Annotated in this window: 14 protein-coding genes; 9 read left to right on the top strand and 5 right to left on the bottom strand. The window is 35.4% G+C overall.

Features of this window, described 5'->3' with window-relative positions; all coding sequences use genetic code 11:
* The first annotated feature begins 18 nt into the window (after positions 1-18).
* The 3 genes from rsuA (at position 19) to WH390_RS03015 (ending at position 2,749) form a co-directional block, all read left to right on the top strand.
* A complete protein-coding gene (rsuA, locus tag WH390_RS03025) occupies positions 19-711 on the top strand; it encodes a 16S rRNA pseudouridine(516) synthase RsuA (protein ID WP_032114807.1) in 693 nt (230 codons plus the stop codon).
* A gap of 38 nt (positions 712-749) precedes the next feature.
* Entirely contained in the window at positions 750-1,937 is a 1,188-nt protein-coding gene (locus tag WH390_RS03020; protein ID WP_032114643.1) for a Bcr/CflA family multidrug efflux MFS transporter, read from the top strand.
* A gap of 455 nt (positions 1,938-2,392) precedes the next feature.
* On the top strand, positions 2,393-2,749 hold the full coding sequence (locus tag WH390_RS03015) for a hypothetical protein (protein ID WP_032114642.1): 357 nt from the start codon (positions 2,393-2,395) through the stop codon (positions 2,747-2,749).
* Between the two features lie 3 nt (positions 2,750-2,752).
* Here WH390_RS03015 and mepS read toward each other — a convergent pair whose 3' ends face one another.
* Complete coding sequence (mepS, locus tag WH390_RS03010) at positions 2,753-3,298, bottom strand: bifunctional murein DD-endopeptidase/murein LD-carboxypeptidase (protein WP_032114641.1); 546 nt, start codon at positions 3,296-3,298, stop codon at positions 2,753-2,755.
* 918 nt (positions 3,299-4,216) lie between these two features.
* On the opposite strand from mepS, the gene WH390_RS03005 reads away from it, so the two are divergent.
* Positions 4,217-4,576, top strand: a complete 360-nt coding sequence (locus WH390_RS03005) for a hypothetical protein (protein ID WP_032114640.1) — start codon at positions 4,217-4,219, stop codon at positions 4,574-4,576.
* A gap of 83 nt (positions 4,577-4,659) precedes the next feature.
* Here WH390_RS03005 and yeiP read toward each other — a convergent pair whose 3' ends face one another.
* The 4 genes from yeiP to WH390_RS02985 form a co-directional block, all read right to left on the bottom strand.
* Positions 4,660-5,232 carry an elongation factor P-like protein YeiP gene (gene yeiP / locus WH390_RS03000; RefSeq protein ID WP_032114639.1) on the bottom strand — a complete coding sequence of 191 codons (573 nt, stop codon included), beginning with the start codon at positions 5,230-5,232 and terminating at the stop codon, positions 4,660-4,662.
* A gap of 151 nt (positions 5,233-5,383) precedes the next feature.
* The gene (gene mtr, locus WH390_RS02995; RefSeq protein ID WP_032114638.1) at positions 5,384-6,628 is read right to left on the bottom strand and encodes a tryptophan permease; all 1,245 of its coding nucleotides are present in this window, start codon (positions 6,626-6,628) and stop codon (positions 5,384-5,386) included.
* 384 nt (positions 6,629-7,012) lie between these two features.
* Positions 7,013-7,852 (bottom strand): deoxyribonuclease IV, encoded by an 840-nt coding sequence (nfo, locus tag WH390_RS02990; RefSeq protein WP_032114637.1) that lies wholly within the window; start codon positions 7,850-7,852, stop codon positions 7,013-7,015.
* A 135-nt stretch (positions 7,853-7,987) separates the two neighbouring features.
* Entirely contained in the window at positions 7,988-9,058 is a 1,071-nt protein-coding gene (locus WH390_RS02985) for a YeiH family protein (protein ID WP_032114636.1), read from the bottom strand.
* Positions 9,059-9,229: 171 nt separating this feature from the next.
* Between WH390_RS02985 and WH390_RS02980 the strand changes: the two genes are divergently transcribed.
* The 5 genes from WH390_RS02980 (at position 9,230) to WH390_RS02960 (ending at position 14,950) form a co-directional block, all read left to right on the top strand.
* The gene (locus tag WH390_RS02980) at positions 9,230-10,093 is read left to right on the top strand and encodes a LysR family transcriptional regulator (protein ID WP_032114635.1); all 864 of its coding nucleotides are present in this window, start codon (positions 9,230-9,232) and stop codon (positions 10,091-10,093) included.
* A 147-nt stretch (positions 10,094-10,240) separates the two neighbouring features.
* On the top strand, positions 10,241-11,728 hold the full coding sequence (locus WH390_RS02975) for an amino acid permease (RefSeq protein ID WP_032114634.1): 1,488 nt from the start codon (positions 10,241-10,243) through the stop codon (positions 11,726-11,728).
* A 253-nt stretch (positions 11,729-11,981) separates the two neighbouring features.
* Complete coding sequence (locus tag WH390_RS02970) at positions 11,982-13,064, top strand: ABC transporter substrate-binding protein (protein ID WP_148305530.1); 1,083 nt, start codon at positions 11,982-11,984, stop codon at positions 13,062-13,064.
* 9 nt (positions 13,065-13,073) lie between these two features.
* Positions 13,074-14,165: an iron ABC transporter permease gene (locus tag WH390_RS02965; protein WP_032114632.1), complete on the top strand. Its 1,092-nt coding sequence runs from the start codon at positions 13,074-13,076 to the stop codon at positions 14,163-14,165.
* On the top strand, positions 14,165-14,950 hold the full coding sequence (locus WH390_RS02960) for an ABC transporter ATP-binding protein (protein ID WP_032114631.1): 786 nt from the start codon (positions 14,165-14,167) through the stop codon (positions 14,948-14,950). Before WH390_RS02965 ends, WH390_RS02960 begins: the two co-directional genes overlap by 1 nt.
* The last annotated feature ends 28 nt before the right edge of the window (positions 14,951-14,978 follow it).

Here is a 14,978-nt window from a genome sequence, read left to right as displayed (position 1 = left end):
ATACATTTAAAAATCATGATGCGACTTGATAAGTTTTTATCTCAACAACTAACAATTAGCCGTGGCTTGGTTATGCGAGAATTACGGGCAGGAAAAGTTATGGTTAATAATGAAGTAATAAAAACCGGCTCTCATCAAATTACGCCTGAAATGGTAGTTAGTTATGAAGATATAGTATTACAACATATTATTGGCCCACGTTATTTTATGTTGAATAAACCGCAAGGTTATGTTTGTTCGACGGCAGATAATGTTAACCCAACAATTTTATCTTTTATTGATGAGCCAGCTATAACAAAGTTACATATTGCCGGCAGATTAGACATAGATACAACCGGTTTAGTAATTATAACTGATGATGGTCAATGGACACATAAAATTATCTCGCCAAAGCATCATTGTGAGAAAACTTATCTTGTCACATTGACACAACCGATTTCGACTGAGGTAGCTGATAAGTTTTTAGCAGGTATATGGCTTAAAGGTGAAAAATCACCCACAAAGCCGGCCAAACTAGCTATAGTTTCATCAATGCAGGTGCGTTTGACAATTAGCGAAGGCCGGTATCACCAAGTCAAAAGAATGTTTGCCGCGGTGGGTAATCACGTTTGTGCGCTGCACCGTGAGCGTATTGGTGGTATTTATCTTGATCCAGCATTAGGGGCTGGTGAATATCGTTCTTTAACGAAAGAAGAAATAAAAACTATTTAAATTATATTTTTACTTGCTCGATTTGGGAGTATGTTAGTATGCAACGTCAGGGTTCATCTTATTTCAGCCTAATTCTGATTTTAGGCCTTATATCCATGTTGATGCCATTAGCCATTGACATGTATTTGCCTAGTCTGCCATCGATTGCAAAAAGTTTTAATGTTGATACCGGCCAAGTTCAGATGACCTTAAATAGTTATATTTTGGGCTTTGCAATAGGTCAACTGTTTTATGGTCCGATGGCCGATAGTATAGGTCGTAAGCCAGTGATATTAGGCGGCGTAATTATTTTTGCGATTACTTCAGCAATTTGTGCTTTAGCCAATAATATTGAGCAATTTATTTTTGTTCGTTTTTTACAAGGATTATCGGCAGCGGCAGCAAGTGTTGTCATCACTGCTTTGATGAGAGATATGTTTAGTAGTGATGAATTTTCACGAAGCATGTCTTTTGTTTTGCTAGTTATGACGATCGCGCCACTATTAGCACCGATCTTAGGTGGTATGGCAATGATTTGGTTTTCCTGGCATGCCATTTTTTGGATTATTTCCATAGCTGCAATCATAGGGGCGTTATTAGTTGCTTTTTTTATTCAAGAAACGTTGCCTAAGGAAAAAAGACAAAAATTTCATTTACGTAATACGATAAAACAACTTTTTACCTTGTTTCGTGCTAGACAAGTCTTCTGTTATATTCTTGCTAGTGGATTTTCCTTTGCTGGGTTGTTTTCATTTTTAAATACCGGGCCGTTTGTCTATATTGAATTAAATGGGGTTTCGCCACAGCATTTTGGCTATTATTTTGGTTTAAATATTGTTTTTTTATTTTTACTGACCACGCTTAATAGCCGTTATGTACGCCATTTTGGCGCATTAAAAATGTTACATATGGGCTTAACATTGCAATTCATTATGGGAATGTGGCTGATCCTCAGTACTATATTGGACTTAGGTTTTATTCCTATGATATTTGGTGTTGCTGTTTATGTTGGTAGTATTGCGATGATCTCTTCTAATGCTATGTCTGTAATTTTAGATAGTTATCCACATATTGCGGGTACAGTTTCATCTTTAGTTGGCACAATACGTTTTGGTATCGGTGCATTTTTTGGTTATTTGCTTTCTTGCTTTAAAACAACCACAGTGTGGTCGATGGTAGGATTTATGGGGTTATGTGTTTGTCTTGCGATGGGGTTTGTGTTGTTGGCTAATTACAGTAAAGACTAATGTGATTAGGATTTAATAAAGAAATAAATTTCATTAGTGTTGTATCGTTATTTAAATACTTTATTAATATGAACTCAATGTAATTTCTTATCTTTTACTTCGATAACAATCACAATTTAGATAGGCTCAATTCATGAGCCAATCAATTTATTAATTATTTCATTTTTATCTTTCATTACTGCTTATTTTAGCTAATTATCTGATATATGGCTTTTTTATAAAGAATTAAATGAAATAATACAGTTTTACTATTGAAAGATAATATGCTTTGTTGATTTTTAACAAATTTTATTTTGTTTAGGATAAGTTTTTATATTAGAATAACAAAAATTTATAATATTTATATGATGTAAAATACCAGGGCAAGTATAAAATAGCTTGATAAGTTAGTATGTTAAGTTATTTTTTTACTTAAATAGAAAAATAATATAATTAATTACAATATAGGGTTTTTAGTGGGTAATTTAAAGTTATCTGTCATTCATCGTTTGCCACAAAATTATCGATGGTTAACAGGGCATACAGGTGAAAAAATTGAGGTAATGCCTGATAATATATCCAGCTCCGAGTCTAATATATTAATTGGCTTTAAGGTACTTTGCCATGATATTAGCGATAATTTGGCGGTATTAAAGTATTTAAGTTCAGCTTTAGATGAAATACAAATTGCTAATGATTTGCTTGAATGGCAGGGTCAAGTTTGCCTTTTTATTCGTTATGAAGATGAAAGTTTAGCGATTTGTCATTTTAAAACAGTGGGTGTTGCTATTGCGGAATCAATAACGCTACCATCTCGTTATTATTCTCATTAAATATTAATACGTATCAATGATTCGACGAGCTGCATAATAACGTTTACTCCAGTAATCATCATTTATTGCAGAAACTGTTACACCGCTACTTGTTGAGGCATGGACAAATTTATCATTACCAATATAAATACCGACATGTCGATTAGTTGGGCCAGTTCTAAAAAAAACCAAATCGCCAGGGCGTAAATTTTGTTGCCTGACCCAGTGGCCGGTATATTGTTGTTCATCTGTTGAGCGAGGTAAATCAACACCAAACTGCTCACTAAACATACGTTGAGTAAAGGCTGAACAGTCAATACCTTTCTTTGTTGTACCACCAAAACGGTAAGCAACACCTCTCCAGTTTGCATACTGCTCTAATATTTTTGTTTTAATTTCCACATTGCGTACTAATTGTTCAAACTCGGCTTGTGATACCTGATAAAGTGAGTTAGATTGTGTTTTATATAGCGGTGAGTTTGGTGAATTACAAGCGGATAGTAATAAAGTAATGATTAGTGCCGGAGTAGGCTTCATACAGTATCTCAGTAACGGTTGAAGTTTGACCATTATTGATTTATCCCTTGTTATCTTTATGTGGATATTCGATATAATGTAAATTTGACGATATTTTATTTTGTTAGCTAAAGGTTAAAATATCATCACTATTGCTCGTTATATAAATGTATATGATTGAGTACCTATTTCAAATACATTGATATGTTAAACATAAACAAGTTTATACAAGGAAATAAAAAATGGCGAGTTTTCTTGTATTAATTTACAAAAAATCAAAATTTTTTGATTAAATAACTAGTGTCGATGTAAATAAGCTTATTGAATAAAAGGTTTAATATTTTGGTTAAATATACTATTTAAAAAATCAGCGTATTGATGATCAGCAATTAAAATTAGCTAATTAATAAAAAATTAAGCTAAATTTGTTAGCAATATTTTATTAATTTATTGTTGGTTTTTTGTTAAATTTTAATAAAATTTAGTCTGTTACTTAAAATAATTTAGTCTGTTTTTCAGTAGCAGAAAATTATTCAATTTTGTATAAATATAGGAATTGTTATTTTAAAATTTTTCTCCAATACGTTGTTTTTACTTTACTAAATTATTTTTGACTTTATCAGTTAGATATTTGTGATATTTATTATAATAAAGTTATATTAAACAAATAGTCGTGATGACGAGAGAGCCATAAATTTAAATAGCGGTTAAATTAAAATGATTAATAAAGAACAAAACATTTTAATAAAGATGAGTAATTAGTTGTTATATTTAAACGATAAAATAGACAATTTAATATTATATAGAAGCTATCTTATGTGGAATTTTGCGGTTAGCCATATTTCATGATTCAACAAGATATTGAGTTATAGTAGTAAATGTTATTTTAATAAATCATTAGCAATTTCTCAGTAATTATTTAATAAAAATATTTAATAGTAATTTTATTTATTGACCAGGATTAAACTTTTTATGATTTTATATAAAAAATATGGCAATGCGCAGCCTAAGATACCCTATTATTTAAATAAGAATTTTTTTATATCTCTACTGGTATTAACTTTATCATCTCAAGTTTATAGTGAATCAGATACTGGCGGTGTAATTCATTTTTATGGCGCTATTACTGTACCTACCTGTCAAAATATTGTAAATGATAATATGCTAGAAACGAATTGTTGGGATAATGCTGGAAACATGGCAACCCAGAAGATAAGTATGGATTTATTAACTAATCAGCGACAAAAATCACTAATTAAATATGGTGAAACCCGTTTTTTGTGGTTTAATAAAAACAAAAAGCAGGGCATGTTAGAAATTAGCTATGATTGATTTTATTTTTAAGTTAGTCACTTTTATTTTTTAATATAGCCGCTCTTTAAGTAAGAGCAGCTATTGTTTGATTTTTATCGATTTTAATCACAACGGCCCATATAACGGCGTTCTGCAATGTGAATGCGAATTTTTTCGCCGATGGATAAGTATTCTGGAACTTGTATTATTAGCCCGGTTGCCATCATAGCTGGTTTTGTTCTTGCATTGGCTGATGCTCCTTTGAGACTTGGTGCTGTTTCTACAATTACCATATCGACAGTTTGCGGAAGTTCTAACGCGATAGCCTGGTTATTCATTACTAAAACTTGCAGTCCAGGTGTTCCTGAAGTAGTAAAGAATAAAAGCTCTTCTTCTATATCTGTTTTATTGAAACTATAGGGAGTAAAATTTTCATTATCCATGAATACATATTCATCAGCCTCAACATAAGAAAAACTTACCGCCCGATGAGTTAAATGGATTGTATCTAGATTGTCATCGCCCTTAAAACGCTCTTCAACTTTTTGTCCGGTTTTAATATCAGTAAAACGCATTTTGTAGAGTGTGCTTGCGCCTCGTGCACTTGGTGTCTGAATATCAATATCTTTTACTAATAGCAACTTACCATTTAAGCTTATCGCATAGCCTCGTTTTATTTCATTGGCTCTAGCCATATGAGTTCCTTTCATTAAATAAGTATAATCCCAATTTTATAATAAAATTACCGGCAATTAGAATACAAAGTGATGCTTACTAAGAATTTGCCTCATGACAACTATCAGCACGAAGTATGAGGCGTTGAAATTAATCTTGGCAATCGAAGCGCTACTTATAAACAGGCAAAATATTGAATAGCGCTAATATATGGATAACGGCGTTAATCAAACCAAAAAATATAACAAAATAAATTAATAGATTACCGCCAGGTGCATGATAAACCGCATGAGGAAATTTTTTCCGGCTAGCTTTAGCCATCATTGCCGGCACAATTACTGCCCATATAGTTGCCGCTAGACCAGCAAAACCAATGGCATGAATAAAACCATCAGGGTAGTATAAAGCTAAAATGGTGGGAGGAATGAAGGTTATCAAAGCGGATTTTAAACGGCCTAGATTATTATCTTTGAATTTAAAAAAATCGGCAATGAAATCAAACAGCCCAAGTGTCACACCTAAAAATGAACTAGCAAGTGCCATATAAGAAAACAGATTTAAACACTGTTTTATAATATTGTTATTAGTGCTGTGATCCATTTGTTTTAATAGCGAGTCAATATTACCACCTTCAGTAATGATTTGTTTAAAGGCAGTGCGCGGTATATTACCTTGAATGGCATATTGCCATAAGATATAAATGACTAAAGCAATAAAAGTGCCATATAACAAACTCAGAACAACTGCTTTACTTTCTTTATGATAATATTTCACTAAGCCGGGCACATTACCATGATAGCCAAAAGAAATTAGTAAATAAGGTAGAGCAATAAATGCATAAGGTAAATAATCTGTATCCAGACTATTTTTGTTGAATAAGATGGTGGATGAAGCACTATTAAACATGCCACTGACAGACATGATAAAAGTAATAACCATACCGCCAATCAAAATTGTACTTAGACGATCAACCGCTTTAGTCGATAGCCAAACAACAAAAGCGATCAATAAGCTAAATAATAAACCGGCCATAGGGTGATTTATGGGGATGATCTTATTAAGATTATGTGTAATGATCGATCCACCGGCTGAAATATAAGCATAAGTTAAGATATAAAGAACAAATGCAATTGAAATGCTATTTAGTAAATTCCAGCGTGTGCCAAGTAAATCTTTAACCATGGTATGAAAGCTTGCACCAGAAGGATAATTCATGTTGGCTTCTAAAATCATTAAACCAGAAGAAAACATACATACCCAAGTATAAACTAATAAAATGATTGAACCGGTAAACCAGACGCCAGAAGTGACAATAGGAATAGAGAACATACCGGCACCGATGGCAGTGCCAGCGATGATCATAGCACCACCAAATATGGAAGGGCGTTTAATATTTTGTATTACTTCGTTAGCCATTACTATAATTGCCTCTTTTATTATTGATTTTGTGTACTAGCTTGATGATACATTAGGTATGATATTTAAGTAAATTAATATTTTTGCCAGTTAGTTAAAATTGGTTTTAACCCTAGTGTTCGGATGCTGTATTTGATCGAGAGGTGATTTTGATAAATTAATAAAAGGGTCTCTGCTAATTAATTGATCTAATTTTGTTTTCAGCTTTATAAATAATTGCCTAGTGAGATGACGATTAAACAGATAATAATGCAATATTGATCTATTTTTTTACATCATAAAATCACAACAAAAGTTATACACTACGGCTATTTACCAATAAAAAATAGCCGTACTAGATTAATTTTCATCTGTTGTAAGAACGATAAATTTGTTGAAGATTGGTTATTGTTGCGACTTTAACCAGGCGATTTCTTGAGGCCAGAGCTCAGGATTTATGGTTTCTAGGATCAAAGGTATATTATCGAAGCGGTTATCTTTCATAATATAGCTGAAAGCTGTGTAACCGATATTACCTTCTCCTAGGCTTTGGTGGCGATCAACGTGGCTGGCAAATTGGCTTTTGGCATCATTTAAATGCATTGCTCGTAGGTATTGAAAACCGACAATTTTATTAAATTGGGCAAAAGTATTATCGCAAGCTTCTTTTGTTCGTAAGTCGTAACCTGCTGCAAAAGCATGACAAGTATCCAAACAAACACCAACTCGCTGTTTATCTTCAATATCTTCAATTATCGCTGCCAGATGCTCAAATTTAAATCCTAAATTAGAGCCTTGACCGGCAGTATTTTCAATCACAGCAATAACATTTTTAGTTTGCGCTAAAGTAATATTGATTGACTCAGCAATACGGGCGAGGCATACATCAACGCTAATTTTATTCAGATGACTACCTGGGTGAAAATTGAGCAAAGTAATACCTAATTGCTCACAGCGTTGCATTTCATCTAAAAAAGCGGCACGTGATTTTTTCAGTGCTTCTGTTTCAGGATGGCCTAAATTAATAAGGTAGCTGTCGTGTGGCAGAATTTGCTGTTGGTCAAAACCATATTTTTCACAATTTAGTTTGAATTGTTCAACTGTTTCCGGTTTTAGTGGTGGAGCTTGCCATTGACGCTGATTTTTTGTGAAAAGAGCAAAGGCTGTGGCATTGATTTCGTGGGCACGGAGTACGGCTTGATCAACACCGCCAGCAGCGCTGACGTGGGCTCCAACAAATTTCATTTTTTTCTCCTAATTTTATTTTAATTATGACACTATTGGCTTAAAAAATGAAATGCATAGGCTTAAGTCATTTAGGCATTAATAATGTTTGTTTGTTAACGACAGGGGAGATAAAAAACAAAATTTTATCGGATGTTAATGAAAAATAGATTGCATCGATGAATTTATAAATAACCCACCGATAGTTAGCCAGCCAAAAAGACACAAAGCCATCACCAGTGGTTTGATCCCGGCTTGTCGAATTGCACTTATATGTGTAGTTAATCCAAGTGCAGCCATCGCCATAGATAATAGAATAGTATCAAGGGTAATAATGGATTGAACTAAAATTTGTGGCAATAAATGAAAAGAGTTTATGTATGCAATGATAATAAAAATTATTGCAAACCAAGGGATCACAATAGTGGGCTTTGATTGCGATAAATTGCTAGTTGCCATTTTGCGATTTAGATAACCTGATAATATCAATAAAAATGGTGCTAACATCATAACGCGGATCATTTTACTAATCACCGCACTGTTTTCTGCCTCAGGGCTGATCGCATGGCCAACAGCAACTACTTGAGCAACTTCATGAACGCTCGAGCCAACAAAAATACCAAATTGAGCCGGATCAAGTGAAAACCAGTGATGTATTTGATTTAGATAATAAAACCACGGATAGAGAAAAATAGCCAAGGTACCAAAAATAACGACGGTTGCTACCGCAATGGCAACTTTATCTGCCGATGTTTTGATGACAGACTCGGTTGCTAAAACCGCAGCTGCGCCGCAAATGCTACTACCGGCTCCAATCAAAATGGTGGTTTGACTATCCAACTTGAAAAAATATTTGCCTAGTAACAGTGCAATTAAGAATGTAGAAGTTAGCATAATTAAATCGGTCATAATACCAATCGTGCCTACATCCATAATTTGTTGAAATGTCAAACGAAAACCGTACAAAATAATCCCGGTTCTTAATAAATAATGTTTAGCGAATCTGATCCCTTCATCACAAACGGGTTTTACGGCAAAATAAACGGTGTTTCCAATCACAATGCCCAATAAAATCGCCAAGCTTAGAGCACTTAGTCCAATATTGGCAAACCATTCGTTATTACCAAGATAAACGGCAATAGTAGTTACAAAACCCGTTAATAATAAGCCAGGGATAAATTTAAAATTTTTATGCTTAATAGGTGTTGCCATAACTGTTTTAACCATAGGTTTATGCAATATGCATTATCTCATTCTGTTATAAGCATATATCATTATTATCTATCTTGAAAATGGATTATTTTTGTATTATCTATTAATAAAAGTGGTAAATTAATAGTTGGCTAGATTATTATGATAGCTTGATTTATGTGATTAATTAATAAAGTGAGCATTGTTATGCGAATAACCCTTAGACAACTTGAAGTTTTTATTGAAATTTTACAATGTGGCTCAACAACACAGGCTGCTCAATCATTGTCATTATCCCAATCAGCTGTAAGTGCTGCTTTAACAGATTTGGAGTCCCAACTTGAGGTGCAGTTATTTGATAGAGTTGGTAAACGTTTAGTTACTAATGAATATGGTCGGCTATTATATCCAAAAGTATTCGCGTTACTTGAACAGGCGACAGAAGTTGAACAGATTTCAAAAAAAGGCTTAGGTGCCGTAAAATTGGCAGCAAGTACGACAATTGGTAACTATATGTTGCCAGGTAAATTGGTACATTATCGTCAGGATAATCCGACTATTCCTTTTGAATTATTAATAAATAATACTGCGGAAGTGATTAAAGCGGTACAAGAATTCAAGGTTGACTTAGGATTAATTGAAGGCAGCTGTTATGAATCAGAATTGATCACTATACCATGGAAAAAAGATCAGCTGGTGGTATTTTGTGCGCCAAATAACCCACTTGCAGGCCGTCAATTAAAGCAACATGAGCTAGAAAATGTGAGCTGGATTTTGCGTGAAAGCGGTTCAGGAACCCGCAATATTGTTGATCAACTGTTATTAAGTAAACTAACTCAGTGCAATATTTTAATTGAATTTAATAATTCTGAAGCCATTAAGCATGCAGTTATGAATAGCATGGGAATAAGCTGTTTATCTTCACTCACGATTGAAGAGCAATTAAAAAATGGCTCATTGATTGCGTTAAATATCGATAAACTCGAGCTTTCACGTACATTATATTTAATTCATCATCAAAATAAGCATTTATCTAAGGCGTTGTTACTTTTATTAGAATATTGTCAGTGAAGTTTTTAATATCAAGATCCTGCGCAATACTAATAATTTTTAGTCAATTATGAAGGTATCTTATAACTGAGAATAGATGCTTATTTATAGTAACACGGTCTGTTACAATCACTGACGTTAAGATCCACGTTGAATAAAAGGTCATTAATGTCAGAACAATCAACACATACATCACAGGGCGCTACAACAAAATTGCGCCGAGAACTAAAAGCACGTCATTTGACGATGATAGCTATTGGCGGCTCTATTGGTACCGGATTATTTGTTGCTTCCGGCGCAACTGTAGCGCAAGCCGGGCCAGGTGGTGCTTTATTCTCTTATATTATTATTGGTTTAATGGTTTATTTTTTGATGAGCAGTTTAGGCGAGCTTGCGGCTTATTTACCCGTTTCTGGCTCTTTTTCTACTTATGGTTCTCGATACGTTGATGAAGGCTTTGGTTTCGCTCTTGGCTGGAATTATTGGTATAACTGGGCGGTCACTATTGCTGTTGACTTAGTTGCAGCGCAATTAGTGATGGGATACTGGTTTCCTGAGATTGATGGCTGGATTTGGAGTGCGATTTTTCTGTTTATCATTTTTATGCTTAATTATATTTCTGTCAAAGGATTTGGCGAGGCAGAGTATTGGTTTTCTTTAATTAAAGTCATTACCGTCATTATTTTTATTGTGGTTGGCATATTAATGATTATTGGCATTTTTCGTGGAGCAGAAAATGCTGGCTGGCATAACTGGCAGATTGGTGAAGCGCCTTTTGTGGGAGGCTTTTCGGCAATGATTGGGGTTGCTATGATCGTTGGTTTTTCTTTTCAGGGTACGGAATTAATTGGTATTGCCGCTGGTGAATCTAAAGATCCAGGTAAAAATATTCCTAAAGCGGTGCGCCAAGTATTTTGGCGGATTTTGTTATTTTATGTTTTTGCTATATTGGTGATCAGTTTAATTATTCCATATACGGATCCACGTTTGCTGCGTAATGAGGTAGCTGATATTAGTGTTAGTCCTTTTACCTTGGTTTTTGAAAACGCCGGATTATTATCCGCGGCTGCCGTCATGAACGCGGTTATTTTAACGGCAGTATTATCCGCTGGCAATTCAGGGATGTATGCTTCTACCCGAATGTTATTTACCTTAGCCAAAGAAGGAAAAGCACCAAAAATCTTTTCACGCTTATCACCGGGTGGGGTTCCTCGCTATGCCTTGATTGCAACTACCGTTGTGGCAGCACTCTGTTTCTTAAGTTCAATGTTTGGCAACCAGGTTGTTTACTTATGGTTACTGAATACTTCAGGTATGACCGGATTTATTGCCTGGTTAGGGATTGCTATTAGCCATTATCGTTTTCGTAAAGGTTATATGTTGCAAGGCTATGATCTAAATAAGTTACCCTATCGCTCAGGCTTTTTCCCTATTGGCCCTATTTTTGCTTTTGTTCTCTGTTTAGTCATTACATTAGGCCAAAATTATCAGGCATTTTTAGCGGACAAGATTGACTGGTATGGTGTTATTGCCACCTATATTGGTATCCCTTTATTCCTGGTCATATGGTTTGGTTATAAACTCGTCAAGAAAACCCATTTTGTTCATTATCGGCAGATGGATTTCCCTGAATATGATGAAAATTTAAACAAATAATTGTCAAAAATCCTATCAATTTTCTATCCAGGCACACGTATTTTATGGGTGTGCCGAGCGTTATTTTTTACTTAGGTCAAAGAATAAATAAAAAAAAAGTAACGTTAGCAATAATCGTATTGATAATAATTATTATTTGCTTTATTGTTACGCGCAAATCGGATCAGTTGAATGGAGAGGCAATCAAGTGAAGTTTGCGTGTAGTTTTATCACCAAGGGCGTTAATGGTTGTTTATTAGCGGGTGTAGCGTTAATGACATCGTTTGCCGCATGGTCAGTAACGGTTACTGATGTAGCGGGTCGCACTGTTCAGATACCGGAGAAGGTAAATCGCATTCTATTGGGAGAAGGACGCTTATTTCATGCGATTGCTTTACTGGAAGGAAATAAACCTTTAGCGCGCATTGTTGGCTGGCAAGGTGATTTTCGTAAACTTGATCCACAATCATATGCGGTTTACAAAGCCAAGTTTCCAGAAATTGACAAAATTCCTTTAATTGGTAATACCAGTGCTGAAAGTGTTAGTGCGGAAAAAGTATTAACCTTAAATCCTGATATTGCTATTTTTGGCTTATCCGGGCACGGCCCAGGCAAAAATAGTGAATTGGTCATGCAACTCGAAAAGGCTGGTGTACCAGTTGTTTTTGTTGATTTTCGTGGTGAGCCACTAAAAAATACTTTACCGAGTATTCGCTTATTAGGTAAGGCTTTGCATCGGGAGCAACAGGCTGAAAAATATGCCAATTTCTATGAAAAAAATCTTAAGTTAGTAACGGATATTACCAATAAAATTGCTAACGATAAAAAACCCACTGTTTTTATTGAATTAAGAGCGGGCTCGTCCGAAGACTGCTGTGGTACGGCAGGCAACGGTAATATGGGCAATTTTATTGATTTAGCCGGTGGGGTAAATATTGCCAAAAATGCGTTACCCGGACCATTAGGGATGATGAACCTTGAGAAGGTCATTGCTGATGATCCTGCAATTTATATTGCCAGTGGAGCCAAGATGCCTGGCAGCAAAGAGCTAGGAGTACAATTAGGTGCTTTATCGTCAAAGCAAGCAGCCATAACCAGTTTAAGCAAAATAACCGAGCGTAAAGGTATCAATACCCTTACAGCCATTAAAGATGGTCGCAGTTATGCTATTTGGCACAATTATTATAATTCGCCCTATAACGTTATCGTGACACAAGTTTTTGCTAAATGGTTCTATCCAGATAAATTTGCCGATCTGGATCCGCAAACTACGATGAAAGAGTTATATCGTCAATTTTTAGCGATAGAGCCAACGGGTATCTACTGGATTAGTCAAGACTCATTAAAAAGCAGGTAATTATTTTCAATGAGTATGACAACTGAACCTATGTCAGCTATTAAGCAGCAAGCTAATCATGATGGAATAAATATTAAGGCTCATTATCAATATATATTGAAACGCCGTATTATATTGATGATGGCAATCATTATGTTAATTGTGCTGTCATTAGTGATTGATTTTACCTTGGGGCCATCAGGTCTTTCAGTAGCCAAGTTATGGCAAACATTGGTCTCACCAGCGAGTGTTGATATTGGTACTCAGGTGATTGTTTGGGATATTCGCTTACCCTATGCATTAATGGCTGTCACTGTTGGTATGTCACTTGGACTGGCGGGTGCTGAAATGCAGACCATCTTAAATAATCCGCTAGCCAGTCCTTTCACATTAGGTGTTTCTAGTGCCGCGTCTTTTGGCGCCGCATTAGCGATCGTTTCTGGCATTGGCATTGCCGGGATCCCTGAACAATGGTTTATTTCGGTTAATGCTTTTATTTTTGCTTTACTAGCGGTCTTAATGCTAGATGCGATCACCCGTTGGACCCGCATTGCAACTTCCGGCGTGGTACTATTTGGTATTGCATTAGTATTTACCTTTAATGCATTAGTTTCGATGATGCAATTTATTGCCACGGAAGATACCTTACAGGGACTAGTCTTCTGGACAATGGGCAGTTTGGCAAAGGCAAGCTGGACTAAGCTGGCAATGATGGCCGCCATTTTTGCGGTCATTTTTCCCATTTCTATCATGAGTGCCTGGAAGTTAACTGCACTACGTTTAGGTGAAGATCGTGCAATCAGTTTTGGTATTGATGTCCGTCGGTTGCGTTTGGCGACATTATTAAGAATTAGTATGTTGGCGGCTTTATCCGTTGCTTTTGTCGGTCCTATTGCTTTTATTGGTTTAGTCGCTCCCCACATTGCTCGCATGATGTTTGGCGAAGATCATCGATTTTATTTACCGGCCAGTGCCTTAATTGGTGCTTTAGTGTTATCGCTAGCTTCGATTGCATCAAAGAACATTATTCCAGGCGTCATTATACCTGTTGGTATTGTCACTTCTTTGGTTGGCGTTCCCTTTTTCTTAAGTATGATCTTGCGACATAGAGGTAATATTTAATGATAAAAGGATTACGAATAAATCAATTTAATGCAGGTTATCCTAAATGTCCGGTGATCCAAAATTTATCCACCAATATTTTACCAACTGGGAAAATTACCGTTTTACTTGGGCCAAATGGTAGTGGTAAATCTACGTTATTGCGTTCTTTAGCTGGATTAAATAGCGCTGCTGGCCAGTTATGGTTGAATGGGCAGGATTTAATGGCGATGAATTTTGCTCAACGTGCCAAACAAGTGGTTTATTTACCGCAATCATTACCAAATGGTGTTCATTTACATGTGCTGGAATCGATTATTGTTGCCCAACGTGCTGCTGGCGGAAATTGCGATCAAATTTGCCAATTAGAGGTTATGAAACTACTACGGCAATTAGACATAGAGCATCTGGCACTGTGTTATTTAGATCAGCTGTCAGGTGGACAAAAGCAGCTAGTGGGTTTGGCACAATCACTTATTCGGCAACCAAAGCTATTGTTACTCGATGAACCATTAAGTGCACTGGATTTAAATTATCAATTTCATGTTATGGATTTAATTGCTAAAGAAACTAAGCGCAGAGATATTATTACTATCGTTGTTGTGCACGATATTAATATTGCCTTAAGACACGGTGAACACATATTAATGTTAAAAGAAGGTCGTTTGGTTGCAGAAGGTGCGGCTCGAGAGGTTATTACACCTGAAAATCTGGCTGATGTTTATGGTGTAGTTGGCCGCATTGAGCACTGTTCGCAAGGGGTTCCTCAAGTATTAATCGATGGATTAGTCGCTAATTTATTCTAATTAAAAATATCAAATTAATTAGGCTGTG

Source organism: Candidatus Arsenophonus nilaparvatae (assembly GCF_045346035.1).
In the GTDB taxonomy this organism is placed as follows: domain Bacteria; phylum Pseudomonadota; class Gammaproteobacteria; order Enterobacterales; family Enterobacteriaceae; genus Arsenophonus; species Arsenophonus nilaparvatae.
Note: the sequence above shows the minus strand (reverse complement) of the source record. Positions and strands in the feature narration are given on the sequence as shown.